The organism is Conexibacter stalactiti (assembly GCF_033542075.1).
GTDB lineage: Bacteria > Actinomycetota > Thermoleophilia > Solirubrobacterales > Solirubrobacteraceae > Conexibacter > Conexibacter stalactiti.
In genome coordinates, this window is the sequence record NZ_JAWSTH010000017.1 from 1 (window position 1) to 20,586 (window position 20,586).

General features: G+C 73.1%; 23 protein-coding genes, 1 pseudogene and 1 riboswitch. Of the genes and pseudogenes, 12 read left to right on the plus strand and 12 right to left on the minus strand.

Annotated elements, in window-relative coordinates; genetic code table 11:
- Positions 1-612, plus strand: a pseudogene (locus tag R7226_RS08810) (hypothetical protein); the annotation flags it as partial.
- Entirely contained in the window at positions 609-1,025 is a 417-nt protein-coding gene (locus tag R7226_RS08815; RefSeq protein ID WP_318596703.1) for a hypothetical protein, read from the plus strand. The pseudogene R7226_RS08810 and the gene R7226_RS08815, both read left to right, overlap by 4 nt.
- A 48-nt stretch (positions 1,026-1,073) precedes the next feature.
- Here the strand turns inward: R7226_RS08815 and R7226_RS08820 are convergent, their stop codons facing one another.
- The 6 genes from R7226_RS08820 to thiE all read right to left on the minus strand — a co-directional run bounded on the left by R7226_RS08820 (position 1,074) and on the right by thiE (position 6,230).
- A complete protein-coding gene (locus tag R7226_RS08820; RefSeq protein WP_318596704.1) occupies positions 1,074-2,411 on the minus strand; it encodes a dihydrolipoamide acetyltransferase family protein in 1,338 nt (445 codons plus the stop codon).
- A 138-nt stretch (positions 2,412-2,549) separates the two neighbouring features.
- Positions 2,550-2,804, minus strand: a complete 255-nt coding sequence (locus R7226_RS08825; RefSeq protein WP_318596705.1) for a hypothetical protein — start codon at positions 2,802-2,804, stop codon at positions 2,550-2,552.
- Entirely contained in the window at positions 2,801-3,424 is a 624-nt protein-coding gene (locus tag R7226_RS08830) for a DsbA family protein (RefSeq protein WP_318596706.1), read from the minus strand. The genes R7226_RS08825 and R7226_RS08830 overlap by 4 nt, the downstream gene beginning before the upstream one ends.
- Positions 3,425-3,480: 56 nt before the next feature.
- On the minus strand, positions 3,481-4,854 hold the full coding sequence (gene lpdA, locus R7226_RS08835) for a dihydrolipoyl dehydrogenase (RefSeq protein ID WP_318596707.1): 1,374 nt from the start codon (positions 4,852-4,854) through the stop codon (positions 3,481-3,483).
- A gap of 100 nt (positions 4,855-4,954) precedes the next feature.
- Positions 4,955-5,590, minus strand: coding sequence for a hypothetical protein (locus tag R7226_RS08840; RefSeq protein WP_318596708.1), 636 nt, complete (start codon positions 5,588-5,590; stop codon positions 4,955-4,957).
- Positions 5,577-6,230, minus strand: a complete 654-nt coding sequence (gene thiE / locus R7226_RS08845; protein ID WP_318596709.1) for a thiamine phosphate synthase — start codon at positions 6,228-6,230, stop codon at positions 5,577-5,579. The genes R7226_RS08840 and thiE overlap by 14 nt, the downstream gene beginning before the upstream one ends.
- A 171-nt stretch (positions 6,231-6,401) precedes the next feature.
- Positions 6,402-6,511, plus strand: a riboswitch (TPP riboswitch).
- Here thiE and thiO point away from each other — a divergent pair.
- The 4 genes from thiO to R7226_RS08865 all read left to right on the plus strand — a co-directional run bounded on the left by thiO (position 6,504) and on the right by R7226_RS08865 (position 9,220).
- The gene (gene thiO, locus R7226_RS08850; RefSeq protein WP_318596710.1) at positions 6,504-7,676 is read left to right on the plus strand and encodes a glycine oxidase ThiO; all 1,173 of its coding nucleotides are present in this window, start codon (positions 6,504-6,506) and stop codon (positions 7,674-7,676) included. It overlaps the preceding riboswitch by 8 nt.
- Positions 7,673-7,879, plus strand: a complete 207-nt coding sequence (thiS, locus tag R7226_RS08855; protein ID WP_318596711.1) for a sulfur carrier protein ThiS — start codon at positions 7,673-7,675, stop codon at positions 7,877-7,879. Before thiO ends, thiS begins: the two co-directional genes overlap by 4 nt.
- 2 nt (positions 7,880-7,881) lie before the next feature.
- Positions 7,882-8,727: a thiazole synthase gene (locus R7226_RS08860; RefSeq protein ID WP_318596712.1), complete on the plus strand. Its 846-nt coding sequence runs from the start codon at positions 7,882-7,884 to the stop codon at positions 8,725-8,727.
- Complete coding sequence (locus R7226_RS08865; RefSeq protein ID WP_318596713.1) at positions 8,720-9,220, plus strand: ester cyclase; 501 nt, start codon at positions 8,720-8,722, stop codon at positions 9,218-9,220. The genes R7226_RS08860 and R7226_RS08865 overlap by 8 nt, the downstream gene beginning before the upstream one ends.
- 10 nt (positions 9,221-9,230) lie before the next feature.
- On the opposite strand, the gene R7226_RS08870 is transcribed toward R7226_RS08865, so the two are convergent.
- Positions 9,231-9,902, minus strand: coding sequence for an endonuclease/exonuclease/phosphatase family protein (locus R7226_RS08870; protein ID WP_318596714.1), 672 nt, complete (start codon positions 9,900-9,902; stop codon positions 9,231-9,233).
- 23 nt (positions 9,903-9,925) lie between these two features.
- Here R7226_RS08870 and argF point away from each other — a divergent pair, with 23 nt between their 5' ends.
- Together argF and R7226_RS08880 are read left to right on the plus strand one after the other, a co-directional pair.
- The gene (gene argF, locus R7226_RS08875) at positions 9,926-10,798 is read left to right on the plus strand and encodes an ornithine carbamoyltransferase (protein ID WP_318596715.1); all 873 of its coding nucleotides are present in this window, start codon (positions 9,926-9,928) and stop codon (positions 10,796-10,798) included.
- A gap of 69 nt (positions 10,799-10,867) precedes the next feature.
- Entirely contained in the window at positions 10,868-11,938 is a 1,071-nt protein-coding gene (locus tag R7226_RS08880) for a hypothetical protein (RefSeq protein ID WP_318596716.1), read from the plus strand.
- Positions 11,939-11,944: 6 nt separating this feature from the next.
- Here the strand turns inward: R7226_RS08880 and R7226_RS08885 are convergent, their stop codons facing one another.
- The 3 genes from R7226_RS08885 to R7226_RS08895 are packed head-to-tail and all read right to left on the minus strand — an operon-like array spanning position 11,945 to position 15,049.
- Positions 11,945-12,379 carry a GFA family protein gene (locus R7226_RS08885; RefSeq protein WP_318596717.1) on the minus strand — a complete coding sequence of 145 codons (435 nt, stop codon included), beginning with the start codon at positions 12,377-12,379 and terminating at the stop codon, positions 11,945-11,947.
- A 30-nt stretch (positions 12,380-12,409) separates the two neighbouring features.
- On the minus strand, positions 12,410-13,909 hold the full coding sequence (locus R7226_RS08890) for a hypothetical protein (RefSeq protein WP_318596718.1): 1,500 nt from the start codon (positions 13,907-13,909) through the stop codon (positions 12,410-12,412).
- A 12-nt stretch (positions 13,910-13,921) separates the two neighbouring features.
- On the minus strand, positions 13,922-15,049 hold the full coding sequence (locus tag R7226_RS08895) for a glycosyltransferase family protein (protein WP_318596719.1): 1,128 nt from the start codon (positions 15,047-15,049) through the stop codon (positions 13,922-13,924).
- Between R7226_RS08895 and rlmD the strand changes: the two genes are divergently transcribed.
- The 3 genes from rlmD to R7226_RS08910 are packed head-to-tail and all read left to right on the plus strand — an operon-like array spanning position 15,025 to position 17,568.
- Complete coding sequence (rlmD, locus tag R7226_RS08900; RefSeq protein WP_318596720.1) at positions 15,025-16,398, plus strand: 23S rRNA (uracil(1939)-C(5))-methyltransferase RlmD; 1,374 nt, start codon at positions 15,025-15,027, stop codon at positions 16,396-16,398. The two genes, R7226_RS08895 and rlmD, sit on opposite strands and share 25 nt — an antisense overlap.
- 56 nt (positions 16,399-16,454) lie before the next feature.
- Complete coding sequence (locus R7226_RS08905) at positions 16,455-17,126, plus strand: VOC family protein (protein ID WP_318596721.1); 672 nt, start codon at positions 16,455-16,457, stop codon at positions 17,124-17,126.
- A gap of 31 nt (positions 17,127-17,157) precedes the next feature.
- Positions 17,158-17,568 carry a hypothetical protein gene (locus R7226_RS08910; RefSeq protein ID WP_318596722.1) on the plus strand — a complete coding sequence of 137 codons (411 nt, stop codon included), beginning with the start codon at positions 17,158-17,160 and terminating at the stop codon, positions 17,566-17,568.
- A 27-nt stretch (positions 17,569-17,595) separates the two neighbouring features.
- Here the strand turns inward: R7226_RS08910 and R7226_RS08915 are convergent, their stop codons facing one another.
- On the minus strand, positions 17,596-18,633 hold the full coding sequence (locus R7226_RS08915; RefSeq protein ID WP_318596723.1) for a glycosyltransferase family protein: 1,038 nt from the start codon (positions 18,631-18,633) through the stop codon (positions 17,596-17,598).
- An 11-nt stretch (positions 18,634-18,644) separates the two neighbouring features.
- Positions 18,645-19,445 (minus strand): esterase/lipase family protein, encoded by an 801-nt coding sequence (locus R7226_RS08920; protein ID WP_318596724.1) that lies wholly within the window; start codon positions 19,443-19,445, stop codon positions 18,645-18,647.
- Between the two features lie 193 nt (positions 19,446-19,638).
- Between R7226_RS08920 and R7226_RS08925 the strand changes: the two genes are divergently transcribed.
- Positions 19,639-20,577 carry a zinc-binding dehydrogenase gene (locus R7226_RS08925; RefSeq protein WP_318596725.1) on the plus strand — a complete coding sequence of 313 codons (939 nt, stop codon included), beginning with the start codon at positions 19,639-19,641 and terminating at the stop codon, positions 20,575-20,577.
- Positions 20,578-20,586 lie beyond the last annotated feature (9 nt).

Consider the following 20,586-nt stretch of genomic DNA (forward strand, 5'->3'; position numbering starts at 1 on the left):
CCCGCCGGCGCCGCGCCCGCCGGCGCCGCGTCCGCCCATCCGCGCGTGCTGCTGCCGCCCGCGCCCAGCGGCGCGGCGGTGGAGGGACTCGCCTGGCTCCCGCCCGACCGGCTGCTGGTGCTGCGCGGCGGCGGTCTGCTGCTGCTCGACCGCGACGGCCGCCTGCTCTCGAGCGTCCCCCGCCCGGAGCACGGCCGCTTCGCCGCGCTGACCGCCTCGCCGATGACGCGCACGGCAGCCTTCGTCCGCCGCGACCCGCGCACCGGCACGAACGTCGTCTGGAGCGTCCGCTTCCCGCGCCACGACGCGAGGGCCGCGCTCGGGCCGGTCGCACCGACGCCGGCGCCCGCCCGCCGCGCGGCCGCCTCCGGTGCGGCGCCGCGCCTGTTCGGCGGTCGTGCCCGGATCGCCTTTGCCGGCACCGGCACGGTCCGCTCGCTCGCCTTCTCACCCGACGGTCGCTGGCTCGCGTTCGCGTGGCCGCCGTCGGACCAGTGGATCTTCCAGCGCGTCGACGGCCGCCCGCGCCTGGCGACGGTCGAGCGGGTGGCGGAGCGGCTCGGCCACATCGGCCTCCCGGCCGACTCGGCGATCGCCGGCTGGGCGAGATGACCGCGGCTGCGCTGCTGGCCGTGCTCGCCGGCGCCGTCACGAGCCCGCTCACGCCCGGCGCAGAGCTGCAGTACGTCTACGCCGGCGTCACCTGCCGTTCGCCCAACTCGATCGCGTGCGATCGCTTCGGCATCGCGGTCGCCGTGCGACCACGGCCCCGGTACGTCTCCGCGGTCGTCGGTGGGCGGCAGGTGCGGCTCGCGCGGAGGAACGACGGCAGCGGTCTGTGGGTCGGTCAGCTCCGCGACGCCGGGCTGCCGCGGATCCTCGCCGCCTCGGGCGCCGTCGTGCGCGGGTCGCGCTGGAACGGCAACGGTGCGCCGTTGATCGGCGCACGGATCGTCGCGACCTTCGCCGATCGCCGCCGTGAGATGCTGCCGGGGCTGGCCTGGCTCTGCCCCGGCTGGGGGTGAGACGCCGAGCGCGCCCGCCGTGGGCGCGCCCGGGTGCGACGGGGCCGCCTAGAAGGCGAGCGAGAAGGGCGTCTCGAGCAGCTCGCGGATGCGTGCGAGGAACTGCGCGGCTTCGGCGCCGTTGATGATGCGGTGGTCGGCGGCGATCGTGATGCTCATGCGCTTGCCGGGGACGACCTGGCCGTTCTTGACGACGGGCTCGTCGCGGAGCGCGCCGACCGACAGGATCCCCGCCTGGCCGGCCGTGATGACGGCGGTGAACTCGGTCGTGCCGAACATGCCGAGGTTGGAGACCGTGAAGGTCGCGCCCGACAGCTCCGGCGGCGTGATCTTGCCGGCGCGCACACGCGCGGCCAGCGCGCGGGCGTCGCGCGAGATCTCGCCGAGCGCCTTTCTGTCGACGTCGAAGATGGTCGGCACGATCAGCGCGTCATCGGTCGCCACGGCGATGCCGATGTTGACGCGGCCGTACAGCTCCCACTTGCCGTCCTTGTAGGCGCCGTTGGCCTTCGGGTGCTCACGCAGCGCGAGGCCGGCGGCCTTCACGACCATGTCGTTGAAGGAGGGCGCGCGCAGCGTCTCGGTCGCGGCGGCCTTCATCTGCTCGCGCAGCGAGACGGCGGCCTCCATGTCGACCTCGGTCGTGACGGTGTAGTCGGGGATCGTCGCCTTCGACTCGGCCATGCGGCGCGCGATCACCTGCTGCGTGCGCGTCAGCTCGACGGTGGTCGTCTCGCCCTTGCCGATGCCGGCCTCACCGGAGACGACCGGGCCCGGTATCTCCTTCGCGGGCTTCTCGGCGGCGGCCGGCGCGGGAGCGGCGCTCTCAGCAGCAGCGGCGGGCGCGGCGCTCGCGGCAGCCGGCGCGCCCTTCGCGGCACCCTCGACGTCGGCCTTCACGATGCGGCCGTTGGGGCCGGAGCCCTCCAGCGCGCCGAGGTCGACCCCCAGTTCCTCGGCGAGCCGGCGGGCGACGGGGGAGGCCTTCACGCGGCCGTTGCCGTTGCCGTTGGCGCCGTCACCGGCGGGCGCGGGGGAGGTGGGAGCCGGCTCCGCGGTCGCGGTCGCGCCGGAAGCGGCGGGCGCCTCGGCCGGCGCGTCCTTCGCCTCCGCGGCGGCGGCCTTCGGCGCCTCAGCCTTCGCGGCCGGCGCGCTGCCGTCGCCCAGCGTCGCGATCGTCTCGCCGATCGGCAGCGTCGCGCCCTCTTCGGCGACGATCTCCAACGTGCCCGAGGCGTCTGCCTCGTAGACCATGTTGGCCTTGTCGGTCTCGATCTCGACGAGCTCCTCGCCGCGCTGCACGTCATCACCGGAGGCCTTCAACCACTTGATGATCGTGCCCTCCTCCATCGAGTCCGACAGGCGGGGCATCACGACGTCCGGCACGGCGGGTTCCTTTCGAGTACTGACCTACGCTGCTCGTCCTGTCGATTTGCTATCGACGGTCTCTCGCACGATAGCGAAGGAGTCGCCGCCGACCCGGTCCGGCGCGGCTGCGATCTCCCCCGCTCGGGGGGTAGCGTGTTACTCGCCGCGCTCGCGCTCCTGCGCGGCGCGCCAGGCGGCGATGAAGGCGTCGGCGTCGAGGCGCCCGAGGTCCTCGCGCAGCGCGCGCGCCAGCCGTGAGGCGGCGCGCGGCTCCAGCTCCCAGAACAGGACCGACTCGCCGCTGACGATCTCGACGACCTCGACGCGGTCGAGCCGGTCCGGCGCGGCGAACAGCGCCGGCCCGCGGCCCTCGCGCGCGACGATCAGCTCGTAGGCCGCCTTCGCCTTCACGGCGCCGGTCTCCGCGCGAGCGCCTCGGCGATCGCCGCCGCTCGTCCCTGCGCGACCTGGAGCTGGTCGGCGAGCACGTCGACGCCGACGTCTCCGTGGAAGACCTGGCCCTCCCACACGAGCGCCGGCACGCGCTTGACGCCTGCCGCGACGGCGGCGGCCGTCGCGAGGTCGAGCGCGGCGCCGAGCACCGCCTCACGCTCCAGCGCCTTCACGACCGCGTTGGGATGGACCTCGCAGGCGGCTGCCGCCAGCAGCAGCGTGTCGTCGTCGGCGAGGTCGCGTCCGCCCGCGAACGCCTGCCGGAAGGCGGCGAGCGAGAAGGCGGTCGCGCGGCCGATCTGCTTCGCGTAGGTGGCGACGACGAGCGCGCGGCGCGTCTCACCGGGCCAGGGACGCGGCCAGCGCAGCGGCTGCACGCCGCGCTTGACGGCGAGCGCCTCGATCGCCGCGCGGCGGCCGGGGCGGTCGGCGATCCCGCCCTCGGGCAGGCCGCTGGCCGCGACCGGCACCCACTCGGCGAGCGGCAGCAGTCCGGAGAGCCGTTCGGCTGCGAGGTACGACTCGGGGTCGCCGAGGTCGTAGAAGAACGACGGCCGCGCCCCCTCGGCAGGAGGCACGGCCGTGAAATGCTGGGTGACGCGAAGTGAGGACTCCGGCGCCACTCGGATGCTCCTTACCCGTGGATGAGCCAGCCGTCGGCGTCTCGCGCGGCCTCCATCACGCCCTCGGAAAGCGTGGGATGGCCGTGGACGATGCGCGCGACTTCGGGGTAGCCGCCCTCGAGCGCCTTGGCGTTGACGAGCTCCTGGATCAGCTCGGTCGCCTTCGCGCCGATGATGTGACCGCCGAGCAGCTCGCCGTATCTCTTGTCGCCGATGACCTTGATGACGCCGGCGCGGTCGCCGTAGACGGTGCCGGCGCCGACGGCGCCATACGGCACTCTGCCGACGACGACGTCATAGCCGGCCTCGCGCGCCTGTGCCTCGGTGAGGCCGAAGCTCGCGACGTTGGGGGTGCAGAACGTCGCGCGCGGGACGTCGACGTACTCGATCGGGTGGGTTCTGTGGCCGGCGATGTCCTCGGCGGCGATGATGCCCTCCTCCGAGGCCTTGTGCGCCAGCGCGGGGCCGGGCACGATGTCGCCGATCGCCCACACGCCTCTCACGGAGGTGCGCAGCGCGCCGTCGACCTCGATCAGGCCTCTGTCGGTCAGCTTCACGCCGGCCTCAGAGAGGCCGAGGCCCTCGTCGTCGGGGCCGCGACCGGCCGCGATCACGAGCCACTCGGCCTCGCCCTGCTCACCGTTGTAGGTGAAGGTGACCTTGTCCTCAGCCGTCGCGACGTTCTCGACGAACGTTCTCGTGACGACCTTCATGCCCTGCTTCTTGAGGCCGCGCTCCGCCAGTCTGGAGATCTCCGCGTCCTCGGTCGGCAGCACACGATCCAGGCCCTCGAACAGCGTCACCTCGGTCCCGAGACGGGCGTAGGCGGAGGCGATCTCCGAGCCGGAGGCGCCGGCGCCGACGACCGCGAGCGTCTTCGGCAGCGCTTCCAGCGCCCACGCCTCCTCGGTGCCGATCACGCGGCCGCCGAACGTGGTGCCGGGGATCGGCCGCTTGACCGACCCGGTCGCGACGATCACGCCCTTGGTCGCCTCGTACGTCGTGCCATCGACGATCACGTTGCCGTCGGCGGTGACCTGGCCGAGGCCGGGGATGACGTCGATTCTGTTCTTCTTGAACAGGCCCGAGACGCCGCCGGTCATCGTCTTGACGACTCTCTTGCGGCGCTCCTGGACCTTGTCGAAATCGACCGAACGGCCATCGACGTTGATGCCGAACTCAGCGGCCTCGTCGACCTCCGAGAGGATGTCGGCCGAGCGCAGCACGACCTTTGCGGGAATGCAGGCGTAGTTGAGGCATCGGCCGCCGATCTGGTCCTTCTCGACGACAGCGGTCCGCAGGCCAAGCTGCGCCGCGCGGATCGCCGCGACATAGCCGCCGGGACCAGAACCGATGACGATGCAGTCATAAGCGGATTCGGGCATGGTGGTTCGAGACTATAGGAACGTCATACAAAACAGCCGGCCGCGCCTAGCAAATCCGCCAGGCGGCTGTCGCGTTCCGGTCTGAGGAAGCCTCGGGTGCTCAGTGAGCGGTCGGCCGCTCGGGCATCTGGATGCGCGCCATCGCGCGGATCAGCTTCCAGAAGAGCCAGCCGCCGAGCCCGATCAGCGCCACGCACAGCAGCGCCGCCCACCAGTTGGAGGCGACCAGCAGCGACAGTCCCGCGACCGCGATCTGGAAGGCGAGCAGCGCCTCGAAGCCGAGCACGGCCCAGTACTGGACCTTCCACATGCCGCCGGCGGCGACGAAGAGGATCGCGGCCAGCACGAGCGCGCCCGCGAGCGAGCCCTCGCCGCCCACGCGCGCGCCGGTCGCGTAGCCGATCAGCACCAGCGCGCCGAGCGCCGCCGCGACGGCGGCGCCGACCGTCACCGCGCCCGGTCGCTCGCCCTTCGCGAGCGGTTCGAGCCCAGCGCGCACCTCGGCGTTGCGCTGCTCGGTCCGCTCGCTGCGGGAGGGTCTGGGTTCGGGCGGGGCGGCCGGCGTGAGGGTGTCGGCCGCCGGACGTGGCAGGGACCGGCCGGTCGCGGCGGCGTCCTCGCGCGCGGCATCGGCCTCCGAGCCGCCGCCACCGAGCGCCGGCGTGTCGCCGAGCCCGCCGGAGGCCGCCCCGGCTCCGCCCGAGGAGCGCTGGCGCTTGCGGCTACGCTGCGCCAACGCCGGCCTCCAGCTCCGCGCGCAGCGCACGCGCCGTCGCCTCGGGGTCGCTCGCCGCCGTCAGCGCGCGCACGACGACCGCGCGCCGCGCGCCGGCGGCGACCGCGGCCGGCAGCGTCGTCGCGTCGAGCCCGCCGATCGCGAACCACGGCACCCGCCGCGGCTCGCTCGCGGCATGCTCGATCAGCTCCAGCCCGACGGCCGGTCGCCCCGGCTTCGTCGGCGTCGCGTGGACCGGCCCGACGGCGAAGTAGTCGACGTCGTCCTGCGCCGCCGCGTCGACCTGCGCGGGCGTGTGGGTCGAGAGCCCGACGATGCGGTCGTCGCCGACGGCGACGCGCGCCTGCGGCACGCCGATGTCGTCCTGTCCGACGTGGGCGCCGTCGGCGCCGGTCTCGGCGACGAGGTCGGGCCGGTCGTTGAGCACGAACAGCGCGTCGTGCGCGTCCGCGGCGGCGCGGAAGAGCGGCGCCGCGCGCAGGATCGCCTCGTCATCACCACGCTTGTCGCGCAGCTGGATCAGGTCGACGCCGCCGCGCAGCGCGGCGTCCAGGAAGGCGGCGAGGTCACGACCGTCGCCGCGCGCGTCGCAGACGAGGTAGAGACGGGCGGCGGCGAGGCGTGCACGGCGGTCAGGCATCGCCCTCATCTTGCCAGCCCTGCTCCGGCGGTGGAGCCGGCCGGCCGCACTCCTCCGCGGCGCACTTGTGCTCCCGTGCGCCGCGGGGGACTGCGGCCGGCTCTCTCCAGCGCCGCCGAACCCTGTTGTCGGCAGCTCGCGCAGAAACCTGAAGCGGTGGCCGGGCGCTACCATCGATCGCACGGGAGCCCGCGTGGGCTGAGAGGGCGGTGAGCACGCACCGCCGACCGTCACGACCTGATCCGGATAATGCCGGCGCAGGGAAGGAGGCACGTGCCCCAGGGATCGCATCGAACGTTCGACGTCGCCGTCGCCGGCGGCGGCATCATCGGCCTTGCCGTCGCATGGCGCGCGCAGCGCCACGGCCTGAAGACCGTGTTGCTGGAACGCGACGCGCGCGTGGCGCAGGGCGCCACCCACGCGGCCGCCGGGATGCTCGCGCCGGTCAGCGAGGCGAACGTCGCCGAGCAGGAGCTGCTGCGGCTCGGGCTGGAGAGCGCCGCCCGCTACCCCGCCTTCGTCGCCGAGCTGGCGGAGCAGAGCCCGCTCGACGCCGGCTTCCTGCGCTGCGGCACGCTCGTCGTCGCGCGCGACCGCGACGAGGCCGAGGCGCTCGACCGCGAGCGCGACGCGCGCGCCCGCCTCGGCCTCGAGGTCGAGCGGCTGCTGCCGAGCGAGGCGCGCCGCCGCGAGCCGGGCCTGGCGCCGACGCTGCGGCTGGCGCTCGACGTGCCCGAGGACCACGCCGTCGACCCGCGCGGGCTCGCCGCCGCGCTCGCCGACGCCTTCGCGCGCGCGGGCGGCGACCTGCGCACCGGCACGCCCGTCGCGCGCGTCACGACGAGCGCGACGGGCGAGCGCGTCAGCGGCGTCGAGCTGGATGACGGCGAGCGGATCGCGGCCGCGCAGGTCGTCGTCGCGACCGGCGCGTGGACGCAGGCGCTCGGTGGCATCCCGACCGCCGCGCGCGTGCCGGTGCGCCCGGTCAAGGGGCAGATCCTGCGGCTGCGCGACCCGGCCGGCCCCGGCCTCTTCACGCGCGTGCTGCGGATGGACCCCGGCTACCTCGTCCCGCGCGGCGACGGCCGCTACGTGCTCGGCGCGACGATGGAGGAGCGCGGCTACGACACCGACGTCACCGCCGGCGGCGTCTTCGAGCTGCTGCGCGACGCGAGCGAGCTGGTTCCCGGCATCTCCGAGCTGGTGCTGGAGGAGCTGGAGGCCGGCCTGCGGCCGGGCACGCCCGACAACGCCCCCGCGCTCGGTCCCGGCGCGCTGGAGGGGCTGCACTGGGCCGCCGGCCACCACCGCAATGGGATCCTGCTAGCGCCCGTCACCGCCGACCTGCTGCTCGCCTCGCTGACCGGCGCGCCGCTCGGCGAGCTGGCGACGCCGTTCACGCCCGACCGCTTCACGACCACCCCGACGAAGGACGTCGCCGCATGACGATCCGCCTCAACGGCGAGGAGCGCCGCCTCGACGACGCCGCCACCGTGCAGACCGCACTCGATCTGCTCGACGTGACGCCCGACTCGCGCGGCGTCGCCGTCGCCGTCGACCGCGAGGTCGTGCCGCGCGCCCGCTGGCACGAGACGCCGCTGCACGACGGCGCGCAGGTCGAAGTCGTGATGGCGATCCAGGGAGGATGATGATGAGCACCGTGGAGAGAGCACCGACCCCCGTCGCCGCGAGCGCGCTCGACGCCGCCGCGGCGGCCGACCCGCTCACGATCGCCGGCAGAACGTTCGGCTCGCGGCTGCTGCTCGGGACCGGCGGCTTCCAGTCGCTGGAGGCGATGGCGGAGGCGATCCGCGTCAGCGGCAGCGAGCTGGTGACGGTCGCGCTGCGGCGTGTCGACCCGGCCGCGCGCGGCTCGATCATGGACGTGATCGCGGAGGCCGGCGTCGAGGTGCTGCCGAACACGGCCGGCTGCTACACCGCCCGCGACGCGGTGACGACGGCGCAGCTCGCGCGCGAGGCGTTCGAGACCAACTGGGTCAAGCTCGAGGTGATCGGCGACGATCGCACGCTGCTGCCCGACGCGATCGAGCTGGTCGAGGCCGCGGAGATCCTCGTCGACGACGGCTTCGTCGTGCTGCCGTACACGACCGACGACCCGATCCTCGCGCGGCGGCTCGAGGACGTCGGCTGTGCGGCGATCATGCCGCTCGGCTCGCCGATCGGCTCCGGGATGGGGATCAACAACCCGTACAACGTCGCGATCATCCGGGAGCGCACGCAGTTGCCGGTCGTGCTCGACGCCGGCGTCGGCACCGCCTCCGACGCGGCGCTCGCGATGGAGCTGGGCTGCGACGCGGTGCTGTGCGCGAGCGCCATCTCCCGCGCGCACGACCCGCGCGCGATGTCGCTCGCGATCCGCGCCGCGGTCGAGGCCGGGCGGCTGGCGCGCAGCGCCGGGCGGATCCCGCGCCGCCTGCACGCAGAAGCCTCGACCCCCGACGCCGGCATCCCGCACTTCGGCGGCGGCGATGGCTGAGGAGGAGGCCGTCGACCGCCGGCCGGTCGACCGGCTGCTCGACAACTGGGAGGCGGCATGGTCGGGACGCGACGCGGCCGCCTTCGCGCCGTTGTGCGATCCCGACGTCCACTACGAGGACCCGCTCACGAGGGGTCCGTACGTCGGCGTCGAGGAGCTGGGCGAGCTGGCGCGCAGACTGTGGGGCGGCTTCCCCGACGTGCGCCTGGAGCGCGCCGGCGAGCGGCTCACCGACGGTCGCTACCTGGCCGCGCCGGCGAAGCTCGCCGGCACCCATCGCGAGGCGCTCGACGGACTGCCGGCGACCAATCGCTTCGTCGTCATCCACTGCGTCTTCTACTGCGAGCTGCGCGGCGGCAGACTGCTGCGCGTGCGCGCCTTCTACGACCTCTACGACGCGGCGACCCAGCTTGGCGTGCTGCCGAGACACGGCACGCTCGGCGAGAAGGCGCTGCTGACGCTGCGCGGCTTCGGTCTGCGCGCACGCGGCTAGGACGCGCGTCCTAGCCGAGCGTCACGCGCACCGGCGCGTGGTCGGAGAGGTCGCCGCGATCGAGCAGCTCACGTCCGCTGCCGCACGCACGCGCGAGCCCGTTCGCGGCGAAGACGTGGTCGACTCCGCTGCCGCCGACGTGCGTCAGCCCGCCCGCCTCCGGGTCGCGCACGTTGAGGTCGCCGCCGAAGACGAGCGGCGCGCCGCCGGCCCAGCGCAGCGCGGTCGCCGCGGCTGTCGCGATCTCGCGCCGCGCCCGCGGGTCGTCGTGCACGGTCGCGTGCAGGTTCGCGAACCAGCGGCCGTGCTCGTCGCGGACGCCGTGCACGACGCGACGCTCAGGCCACAGGCAGAGCCGTCGCCGCGCGTGGGCGTCGACGCGCGCGCCGCGCACGAGGATCACGTTGGCGCCGCCGCCGCCCGACTTCAGCAGCTCCGGCCGCCGTCGCGCGACCGCGCGTCGCAGCGGCAGCAGCTGGTTGCGCGAGGTGAGCGCGGTGCGCTGCTCGGCGTCGCACGCGAGCGCGAGCGGCGGTCCCCACCACGGCGGCACCTCCTGCAGCAGCGCCACCTCCCACGACCAGGTGGAAAGACGCTCTGAGAAGGCGTGCATCAAGTCGTGATCGCGCGGTGGAACGGAGCGTCCATGGAAGAGATTCCAGGTCACGACGCGCAACGCCATCGTCTGACCGTACACTGGCGGCCGTGCCGCGCCATTTCCTGACCGGGACAGAACTGACCAGAGACGAGCTGCTGACGCTCGTCGATCGCGCGATCGAACTGAAGGCCGACCCGCTCGGCTCCGCCGCGCTCGCCGGCAAGAGCATCGGCCTGATCTTCCAGAAGCCGTCGACGCGCACCCGGCTCTCGTTCGAGGCCGGCGTCTTCGAGCTCGGCGGCAACCCGATCATCCTGCGGCCCGACGAGATGCAGCTCAGTCGCGGCGAACCGGTGCGCGACACCGCCTATGTGCTGTCGCGGCACGTCGCCGCCTTCGGCATCCGGACGCACGCGGACGCGCTCGTCGAGGAGCTGGCCGAGCACGCGAGCGTGCCGGTCTTCAACATGCTCACCGCCGAGCACCATCCCTGCCAGGCGCTCGCCGATCTGATGACGCTGAAGGAGACCTTCGGCAGACTCGACGGGCTCGTGCTGACCTACGTCGGCGACGGCAACAACGTCGCGCGCTCGCTCGCGCTGCTCGGCACGCGCGCCGGCATCGAGGTGCGCGTCGCGGCTCCGGCCGGGTACCAGTTGGAGGATGGGACCGGCGCGCAGCTGTTCGACGATCCGACCGCGGCGGTCGCCGGCGCCAACGCCGTCTACACCGACGTCTGGGTCAGCATGGGTGACGAGGAGACGGCTGCGCAGCGGCGCGCCGCGCTCGCCTCCTACCGCGTCGACGACGCGCTGCTCGACCACGCCGCGCCCGACGCGATCGCCTTGCACGACCTGCCCGCGCACCCCGGTGACGAGATCACCGCGGAGGTCCTCTACGGAGCGCGTCAGCGCATCTGGGACCAGGCAGAGAACCGTCGTCACGCGCAAAAAGCCCTGCTCGAACTGCTGTTGCGGTAACGCGTCGACATGCCGCTGCGGTAGCCTCGCGCCCACCGCCCGTTACACCCCGCTTCTGAGGAGCCGTCAATGCCGCAGCCGAAGTCCCCCGCATCGTCCGCAGCCGGTAGAAGAGCTGCGCGCAGATCGGCGGCCGCGAGAGCGACGTCGAGAAGAACGACGGCGAGAAGACCGACGGCTGTCAGAGCCGCGGCCAGAACGCCCGTCGCGAGAGTCGCCGCGAGCAGATCGCCCGTCGCAAGAAGAGCCGCCGCCAGAAGAGCGCCGGCCGCAAGAGCAGCGAGAAGAGCGGCGGCGAGAAGAGCGCCTGCCGCGAGAAGAGCCGCCGCGAGAGCGCCGGCGAGCAGAAGAGCGGCGGCCAGACGACTGGCCGCCAGAAGAACCGCGCCGGCTGCCAGAAGAGCCGCCGCGAGAAGACTGGCCGCCAGAAGACCGGCCGCCAGAAGAGCGGCTGCGAGAAGAGCGCCTGCCGCGAGAAGAGCCGCCGCGAGAGCGCCGGCGAGCAGAAGAGCGGCGGCCAGACGACTGGCCGCCAGAAGAACCGCGCCGGCTGCCAGAAGAGCCGCCGCGAGAAGACTGGCCGCCAGAAGACCGGCCGCCAGAAGACCCGCTGCCAGAAGAGTGGCCGCGAGAAGACCCGCTGCCAGAAGAGCGGCAGCGAGAAGAGCGGCGGCCAGAAGACCGGCCGCCAGAAGAACGGCAGCGCCGTCGGCTGCAGCCGCGACCGCCGGGGTCGCCGAGGCGGCTGCGAGCGTGAGAACGGCGAAGGGCGAGGACCCGCTTGGTCAGCTCGTCGGCACGCTGCGCGAGCAGCTCTCCGATCACGTCTTCGAGCCGCTCAACCTCGTGCTGCTCGCCGCCGACCGGATCCAGGGCACGCTCGACGAGGCGGTCGAGCGTGGCAGGGTCACGAGGGGAGACGCGAACGACCTCGTCTCGGAGCTGGTGCGCCGCGGTCGCGAGCAGACCGACGACGTGCTCGGCAACCTCGACGAGCTGCTCGGCAAGGGCATCGACCAGCTCGACTCGCTCTCGCGCAAGCTGGAGGAGAAGAGCGCTCGCGCTCGCCGCGTCGACTCCGTCGACCGCATCGTGCAGACCGCCGAGAAGGCTCGCAGAGCGGTCGGCAAGCAGCTCTAGTCAGTCTCAGTCCGGACGGCGGCCGTCGAAGCGCGGCAGGCCGTCGTCCGGCAGCGGCTCCCACACTGGCGCGGAGGCGACGAACTGGTGCCACTGCGGCCGAATGCCGGGGTCGCCATCGATCGCGCCGAGCCGCACGCCGACGCCGTCGCCCTCGCCGGGATGCCCGGCGAACAGGTGCGAGCCGCACAGCACGCAGAACGACTTCGGCCAGCCGTCCGCCGGCTCCCATGACCGCACGTGCTCGGCGCCGCTGATGACCACGACTGCGTCCGAGTCAGCCACACCGGCCGGTGAGGCGGCCGCGCCGGTCCGCCGCTGGCAGCGGGTGCAGTGGCAGTAGCCGGCCGACTCGAACGGCGCGCGCACCTCGAAGCGCACTGCGCCGCAGTTGCAGCCGCCGGTCAGCGGCAGCTCAGGAGAGGCCGTCGGTTCGCTCATGCCGCCGACCCTACCGCGCCCCGCAGCCGCTCAGATGCCGAGGTCGGCGACGAGCACGTCGAGGTCGAGCTGCTCGCCGGTGAGCGATGCGAGCAGCTCCTCGGCGCTCAGGCGCTGGCCCTCCGCCCACAGCGAGCGCAGCGCGGCGCCGGCCTCGGGGACGGTGAACCAGTCGGGGCCGAAGCGGTCGGTCAGCCAGCGGCGCAGATGGGTCTCCAGCGCCCACGCGCGCAGGTAGGCGGCGACGTAGAAGCCGGAGTCCATGTCGGCGAGGTGGTTCGCCGCCGGCCACGCGACGCCGACAGCCTCCGACAGCGAGCGCGCGTAGACGTCGGCCAGCAGCGCGTCGCCGGGCGGCGCCTCGCCGTGCGCGGTCAGCTCGTAGGCGAGCTTGCCGCAGTAGCGGCGCAGGTAGACGAGGCGCGCGGCGCGCGCATGCCGCGCGAGTCCTCCGTCGGCGTCGGCGACGCCGCGCAGCGCCAGCCAGCGCGGATCCTCGGCGAGGTGGTCGAAGAGGAAGGCGAACGCTTCGGTGATCGCGTTGTCGCCGAGCTGGCGGTACTCGAACGGCAGCGTCGTCTCCATGTGCGCGAAGTGCTGCGCGTGGCCGCCCTCGTGCAGCAGCGCGGCGTAGTCGTCGCGACCGCCCACCGGGGCGACGACGAGCCGCACGTCTTGAGGCGCGCGCACCGCGACGCAGAAGGCGCGCGGCGACTTGCCCGGTCGCGCCTCGACGTCGAGCGCGATCCGCCCGCCGGCGTCGGTGCTCAGGCCGAGACCGTCGAGCGTCGCCGTGTACGACGCGAGCAGCCGCGCCGCCGGGAAGGCGCGGTCGTCATCGCGGGCGCGGAAGAACCACGGCAGGTCGGAGCGCAGGAGGCCGTCGAGACCGCTCCCGACCGTCCGCTGCAGCGCCGGCGCGAGCACGTCGGGATACGCGGCCGCCGTCGCGTCGAGGAACGCATCGGTCGACCTGCCGAGCGCGCCGAGGTCGTACCCCTTCAGCTCCTCGCACATCGCGCGGTAGCTCGGCCAGCCCAGCTCGGTCACCAGAGCACGGGTTCGCTCGAGCGCCGCTCGGTGAAGCGGGTTGAGCTCGCTCTCGGTCGCCTCCAGCCGTGCCGCCTCGATCGCGGCGCGCCGCTCGCGGTCCGGCTCGTTGGCCTGCGCGACGCTCGATTCGCGGAAGCCGAGCACACTGCCGCCGACGTCGAGCCGCAGCGACGCCTCGCGCCGCGCGAGCGCCTCCGCCTCGGCCGCCGTCGCCTGGCCGAGGCAGCCCTCGACGGCGAAGTCGAGCAGCATCCGCAGACGTCGCGCCTCGTCGTCGCGAACGCCGGCCGCCGCGGCCGCGGCCGCGACGCGCTCACGCAGTCCCGCGACCGCCTCGAACGAGAACAACGCCCGATGACGGGCGTAGATCGCGTCGACCGCGAACTCCCGCCGCAGCCCCGCGTAGTGCGCGTGGTACTCGTCGCCGAGCTCGGCGACGAAGGCCTCCGCCTGCTGTCGATACGCATCGAGGTCCACGACGGGCGCAGTCTAGACGCGCGCCGCCTGCGCTCTCGCCCGCGTCGTTCTGACGGCGAGCTGAACCGCGGCCTCCCAACGAGCAGCGGTGGCTCGAACCGTCTGCTGCCGCGCCCACCTGCACGCCTGTCTCGTGAGCCGATCGCGCAGCGCGTCCTCCTCCACCACCCGCGTGAGCGCCTCGTACCAATCGCCATCCGCGACAAGCTGACCGCCGTGCGCCTCGCCGAGCTGCCGGTACGGCCCGATCGGGGAGGCGAGCCACATCGCGCCCGCGGCCGCGTACTCCTTGACCTTGATGTCGGAGCGACTGCGGTTGAACGGCGTCTCGAGCAGCGGAGCGATCCCGACGTCGAATCCTCTGACGATCGTCGCGAGATCTCTGAACGGGACGAATCCGTGGCAGTGATAACGAGGTGACTGGAGCCCGAGATCTATGCCGACGGAGACGAAACGGACGCGTGGGTGCTCCTCCAGCAGCCGGTCCAGCAGCTTCGCGAACTTCAGCTTTCGCAGGTCCTCCGCGTGTTCGACCGCCCCTGTGTAGCCAATCACGAGGCTGCGATCCCGAGATCCGCTTCCGATCGGCTCCGCCCCGGCCACCTGATTCTCGATCACCTGAACGGACGGCGCCCCCAGCTCGCGGTAGATGCGCGCGATCTCCTCGCTGGATGTGGTCATCAACGAGGCCGCACGCGCAATCTCGACGGATCGCTTGAAGAAGCCGAGCGAGGTCCGTTTGCTGTGACCGTTCTGCGCGCGCGTCGCCTTCGGCAGCGCCGCGAGATCGTCGTCGTTGTCCCATACGACAGGAATCGCCTGCGCGGCGCAGTTGCGCACCAGTTCGAGATGCTCGGGGTAGCAGCCGCGGTGAAGGAAGACGAGGTCGGAGCTCGGCAGGTCGTAACCGCGCGCGAGCACCGCGCCCGCATGGTGGCAGACGACCTTGTGACCCCGTGCCTGGAGCGCCGCGAGCGGAAGCTGCGCGCGGTAGTAGCCGTTCGCCGTATCGGGATCGAAGAGGCCGGTGATCTTCACATCCAGATTATGGAGCCTTGTGAAGGGCTGCGGCAAGCAGGAGCCGTCCGGTCGCGACCTGCCATCCTTGGCCGTGCATGAGCACCCCTCCCACAACTCCACGCAAGAAGCGGCCTGACCGCTTCGTCGAGCTCGACCTGACGATCGACAGCCTCGCGTTCGGTGGCAACGGCGTCGCACGTCACGACGGCTACGTGCTGTTCGTGCACGGCGCGATCCCCGGCGACCGCGTGCGCGCGAAGGTCACGAAGACCAAGCGCGACTACGGCGAGGCGATAACGCTCGAGGTGCTGGAGCCGAGCCCAGACCGGATCGCGCCGGTCGCCAAGCACCCCGGCGCGCCGTGGCAGGTGCTGCCGTACGAGAAGCAGCTGGAGATCAAGACGCAGCAGGTCGACGACGCGCTGCGCCGCATCGGCAAGCTCGGCGGCTTCGAGCTGGAGCCGATCGTGCCGGCGCTGGAGACGTGGCGCTACCGCAACAAGCTCGAGTACTCGTTCGGCACCGAGGGGACGGCCGAGAGAGGCGAGCTGGTCTTCGGCTTCCACGCGCCCGGCGAGTGGGACAGAATCGTCCCGATCGAGGACTGCCTGCTCGCCTCCGAGGCCGGCAACGCCGTCCGCGACCAGGTGCTGAGGTTCTGCAAGGAGCAGGGGCTGGAGCCGTACGACCGCCGCACGCGGCGCGGCTTCCTGCGCAACTGCGTGGTGCGCGAAGGGCGCCGCACCGGCCAGTTCCAGGTCCGTCTCGTGACGATGCCGGGCGAGCTGGACCAGGACGCCTTCGCGCAGGCGATCGACGCCGACGGCCTGCTGTGGACGCAGTACGACGGTCTCGGCGAGACGACGACCAGCGGCGAGACGACGCTGATCTCCGGCAGAGAGTATTTGGAGGAGGAGCTGAACGGGATGACCTTCCGCGTCTCCCCGCACGCCTTCTTCCAGGTCAACACCGAGATGGCCGAGAAGCTCTACGGCCTCGCGACCGACTACGCCGGGCTGGCCGGCTTCGAGCGCCTCTACGACCTCTACTGCGGCATCGGCACGATCGGCCTGACGATGGCGCCGCGGGCCGGCGAGCTGTGGGGCCTGGAGATCGTCGAGGACGCGATCGGCGACGCGATCGTCAACGCGAGACTGAACGAGACCGACAACGCGCACTTCTTCGCCGGCGACGTCCGCACCGCGCTGAGACTGCTGGTCGAGAAGGCCGGCTCGCCGGACGTCGTCGTCGTCGACCCGCCGCGGGCCGGTCTCTCGCAGAAGGTCGTCAGACGGATCATCGACGCCTCGCCGAAGCGGATCGTCTACATCTCCTGCAACCCGACGACGCTGGCGCCGAACGCGGCCCAGCTGGTCGAGGGCGGCTACGTGCTGCGCAAGGTCCGCCCGGTCGACATGTTCCCGCAGACGCCGCACATCGAGTGCGTCGCGCTGCTGGAGCGCGCGTAGCGACGTAAGCGCGAGCGGCGCGGCGGCTGCCCGCCCGCCGCTAGCATCGCGCGGCGATGGTGACGATCGAGCAGCTGACGATCGCCGACGAGCCGGAGAGCTGGTCGGCGCTCGGCTTCGCGGTCGAGGGCGACCGCTGTCGCATCGGCGCCGTCGAGCTGCGTCTGGCCGGACGCGAAGCTGGTCGCGGGCTGGTCGGCTGGACGCTGCGCGGACTGCCTCACGACGGCGACGCCGCACTCGCGCTCGACGGCCTGCCGACGACGCGCGCGGAGACGCGCGGCGCCGGCGGGGAACCCGCCGAGTCATCCGCGTCCGCCGCCGAGCCGCCGCACCCCAACGGCATCACGCGGATCGACCACGTCGTCGCCGTCTCGCCCGACCTCGACCGCACCGTCGCCGCGCTCCAGGCCGCCGGTCTGGACCTGCGCCGCATCCGTGAGCAGCCGACCCCGGCCGGCGCGCCACGGCAGGCCTTCTTCCGCCTCGGCGCGGAGATCCTGGAGGCGATACAGGAGCCGGCCGAGGTCTCCGCCAGAGCCGGCGGCAGCGACCGCGGCGCCTTCTTCTGGGGGATCGCGCTGCGCAGCGACGACCTCGACGCGACCGTCGCGCGGCTCGGCGCCAACGTCAGCGAGATCCGCGACGCCGTGCAGCGCGGACGCAGGATCGCGTCGTTGCGGCGCGAAGCGGGCCTTGCGCTGCCCGTCGCGTTGATGACAGGCTGACGCGAGCAAACCCTTCGAAGGAGTCCCCCGCATGTCCAACCGCCTCCGTGCGCTCGCCGTTGCGGCCACTGCCGCGCTTGCGCTCACCGCGACGACCGGCGCCGCCACCGCGAAGAAGCCGTCGGCGACGAAGTCCGCCACCGCCGAGTGCCCGATCTTCACGGTCGTGCTCAACGACCCCGAAGCCGGCTTCACGGCGGGCAGATACCACCGCCTGAACTTCGCGCCGAGAATCGCGTCGCTGACCTGCGACGACACGTACAACATCTTCCGCAGCTACCTGTACCACCCGAGATCGCTGCGCGGCTGGAGCGTCGGCCCGCTCGGCGGCGAGCTGAGAACCGCCACCGGCAAGCGCTTCACCAAGAGAGGCTCCAACGGCAGAATCGGCTTCGACGTGTGGCGCTTCCCGAGAGGCGTCACGCCGCCCGCGGGCGCCTGAGCGAGCGTCTGCCGGTCGCGCGGCCGGTCAGCGACCGGTCGCGCGGGTGGCGCGTCTTGCGCGCACGACGGCGTCGCGGAACGCCGACTCCCACAGCGCTGCTGAACGCTCCAGCGTGTCGCGCGCGACCCAGGCCCGCGCTCTCTCCGCGAGGTCCGCGCGCAGCTGCGGCTGCGCGACGACGCGCTCGAGCGCGTCGCGCCAGCCGTCGTCGGCGACGAGCAACCCGCCCTGCTGCTCACCAAGCTCGCGATACGGGCCGACCGGCGACGCCAGCCACATCGCTCCGGCCGCCGCGTACTCGCGCAGCTTCACGTCAGAGCGGGCGCGGCTGAAGGGCGAATCGGCGAGCGGCGCGATGCCGACGTCGAACTCGCTCTCCGCGCGGAGCAGGTCTCTGAACGGCACCAGCGGCCGGTTCGTGTAGCGAGGATCGCGCAGGCCGAGGTCGAGGCCGATCGCTACGACGCGAACGCCGGGCTGGCTTGCCAGCAGCGCGCTCAGCGCCTCGGAGATCCGCAACCGCTCAAGGTCCGGGAGGTGCTCGGCCGCGAGCGTGCAGCCGATCGTCACCCCTGCTCTGCCGCGCGGTCGTCTGCGAATCAACGAGCCGGCCGGGAGCCGGTTGCCGATCACCTTCACGTGCTCGACGCCGCGATCGGCGTAGAGCTGGGCGAGATGGGCGCTGGTGGTCGTCATCAACGTCGCGGTGCGTGCGATCTCGACGCCCTTCGCGAAGCTGTCATCGAGGCCGCGACGGCCCCGGAAGCCCTTTCTGCCGCCGTGCTTGGCGTAGGCGGGGCTGCTCTTCGGGATCGCGGAGATGTCGTCGTCGGTCTCCCAGACGACGGCGACGCCGCGCTCACGCAGCCGGCCCACGCGCGCCCGGTCGGCCTCCGTGAAGAACTGCTGCAGGTAGAGCAGGTCGTAGTCGGAGGCGTCCGGCGCGTGCTGGCCCGGCCACAGCACGGTGTGCCCGCGCCGCTGCAGCTGCTGCAGCGGCGCGATCATGCGATACCACGCGTTCGCCGATTCGTGGTTGATGAACGCGCTCGCGATGCGCATCGCGAGCGGCGTCAGGCGGCGACTGCGGCGAACTGGGCGTCGAACGGCTCGGCGCCCAGCTCCGCGTCGCGGAAGCTGCGCAGCGCCGCCGCGATCGCGCGGTAGGTCGCGGCGTGGAAGCCCATCCCGAGGTGAGTCGCGTCGACCTCGACGTGGCGGGCGCCGGCGTCGAGGCAGGAGCGCCAGTCGACGATCCCGTCGCGGCGCGAGTAGACCGAGACGTAGCCGACGTCGTCCGGCAGCGGGCGGCGCAGGTCCTCGCGCAGCGGCTCGCAGCAGTCGCCGTCGCGGCAGGCGGCGCGCAGCAGCCCGGGGACGCCGAGCGAGCCGAGCCGGCCGACCAGCTCGACGTTCATGCGCACGAGCGGGTGGACCATCAGCGGATCCAGCAGGGGGGAGCCGAGCGCGACGACGCCGCTGACCAGCTCCGGCCGCCGGCCCGCCAGCGCACGCGCGTGGGCGCCGCCGCGGCTCTGCCCGACGACCGTCACCCGACGTCCGCCGGAGCTCTCGTAGAGCTGCTCGAGACGCTGCTCCAGCCGGCCGACGGTCGTGCCGCCGCAGCCGACGTTGAGGCGGATCCCGGCGCGCTCGGCGCGGTAGCCGCCGCGCTGCAGCCAGCCGGCCATCGTCGCCAGCGAGCGGTCGCCGGCCAGATAGCCGGGGATCAGCAGGACCGGTCGCCCATGGCCAGCCGGCATGCCGATGCCGCGGAAGATCGGGTCGAGCACGAGGCCGGCGGCCTCGGCCGGCAGCAGCGTCTCGCGCCAGATCGGCGGCAGCGCGCGCAATGTGGGGGGCAGGATCTGCATCGCTCTCCTCGTGTCCAGCAGGGCTGAACTACGTGACAACTCTTACACACTCAGTGGTCGGTTCGCTGGGGGAACCGTCACAGCCGCTCGCGCGCCAGCCGCAAATTCCGGTCATTGCGCTGACCCGCGATGTTTCGAAGCGCTGTTCTACAGACCGCCGAAGATCGCCGCGCCACCTGCAAGACTGCGCGCAATGAAGGCGGCGACGATTCGCGACGGCAGACTGCTCTTCGAAGAGCATCAGGATCCCGAGCCCGGCGCGGGCGAGGTGCTGGTGCGCGTGCGCGCGGCAGGCCTCAACGGGGCCGACATCCTGCAGCGGCGCGGCCTCTATCCCGCCCCGCCCGGCGCGCCTCAGGATATTCCCGGGATGGAGCTGGCCGGCGAGGTCGCCCTGCTCGGCCACGGCGCGACCCGCTTCGCGCCCGGTGCGCGCGTGATGGCCGTCGTCGGCGGCGGCGCACAGGCGGAGCTGGCGGTCGTCCATGAGCGGCTGCTGATGCCCGTGCCCGACCAGCTCGACTGGCCGGCCGCCGGCGGCTTCCCGGAGGTCTTCACGGTCGCCCACGACGCGCTGATCACGCAGGCCGCGCTGGCGCCCGGCGAGCGGCTGCTCGTGCACGGCGCCGCCGGCGGCGTCGGCACCGCGGCGATCCAGCTCGGCCACGCGCTCGGCGCGCGCGTCACGGCGACCGTCCGCAACGCCGAGCTGCGCGAGCAGGTCGCCGCGCTCGGCACGACCGTGATCGCGCCCGAGGGCTTCGGTGAGCACGGTCCCTTCGACGTGATCCTGGAGCTGGTCGGGGCGCCGAACCTCGCTGAGAACGTCAACGCGCTCGCGACCGGCGGGCGTATCGCCGTGATCGGGATCGGCGCCGGTGCCAAGGGCGACCTCCACCTCGGCGCGCTGATGGGCAAGCGCGCCCGCGTGATGGGCTCGACGCTGCGGGCGCGGCCGCTGGAGGAGAAGGCGCTCGCCGCGCGGCTGGTCGAGCGCCACGTGCTGCCGCAGGTGGAGAGCGGCGCACTGCGCGTGCCCGTCGCCGCGACATATCCGCTCGCGGAGGCCGAGGCCGCCTACGAGCGCTTCGCCGCCGGCGGCAAGCTCGGCAAGATCGTCCTGCTGCCGTAGGCAGGGCCG

Excerpts from the sequence above, each read along its gene's own strand:
- R7226_RS08815 (WP_318596703.1), top strand. The coding sequence starts at position 609 with ATGACCGCGGCTGCGCTGCTGGCCGTGCTCGCCGGCGCCGTCACGAGC.
- lpdA (WP_318596707.1), bottom strand. The coding sequence starts at position 4,854 with ATGCCCGAATCCGCTTATGACTGCATCGTCATCGGTTCTGGTCCCGGC.
- thiE (WP_318596709.1), bottom strand. The coding sequence starts at position 6,230 with ATGCCTGACCGCCGTGCACGCCTCGCCGCCGCCCGTCTCTACCTCGTC.
- thiS (WP_318596711.1), top strand. The coding sequence starts at position 7,673 with ATGACGATCCGCCTCAACGGCGAGGAGCGCCGCCTCGACGACGCCGCC.
- R7226_RS08860 (WP_318596712.1), top strand. The coding sequence starts at position 7,882 with ATGAGCACCGTGGAGAGAGCACCGACCCCCGTCGCCGCGAGCGCGCTC.
- R7226_RS08865 (WP_318596713.1), top strand. The coding sequence starts at position 8,720 with ATGGCTGAGGAGGAGGCCGTCGACCGCCGGCCGGTCGACCGGCTGCTC.
- R7226_RS08870 (WP_318596714.1), bottom strand. The coding sequence starts at position 9,902 with ATGGCGTTGCGCGTCGTGACCTGGAATCTCTTCCATGGACGCTCCGTT.
- R7226_RS08880 (WP_318596716.1), top strand. The coding sequence starts at position 10,868 with ATGCCGCAGCCGAAGTCCCCCGCATCGTCCGCAGCCGGTAGAAGAGCT.
- R7226_RS08885 (WP_318596717.1), bottom strand. The coding sequence starts at position 12,379 with ATGAGCGAACCGACGGCCTCTCCTGAGCTGCCGCTGACCGGCGGCTGC.
- rlmD (WP_318596720.1), top strand. The coding sequence starts at position 15,025 with ATGAGCACCCCTCCCACAACTCCACGCAAGAAGCGGCCTGACCGCTTC.
- R7226_RS08905 (WP_318596721.1), top strand. The coding sequence starts at position 16,455 with ATGGTGACGATCGAGCAGCTGACGATCGCCGACGAGCCGGAGAGCTGG.
- R7226_RS08910 (WP_318596722.1), top strand. The coding sequence starts at position 17,158 with ATGTCCAACCGCCTCCGTGCGCTCGCCGTTGCGGCCACTGCCGCGCTT.
- R7226_RS08915 (WP_318596723.1), bottom strand. The coding sequence starts at position 18,633 with ATGCGCATCGCGAGCGCGTTCATCAACCACGAATCGGCGAACGCGTGG.
- R7226_RS08920 (WP_318596724.1), bottom strand. The coding sequence starts at position 19,445 with ATGCAGATCCTGCCCCCCACATTGCGCGCGCTGCCGCCGATCTGGCGC.
- R7226_RS08925 (WP_318596725.1), top strand. The coding sequence starts at position 19,639 with ATGAAGGCGGCGACGATTCGCGACGGCAGACTGCTCTTCGAAGAGCAT.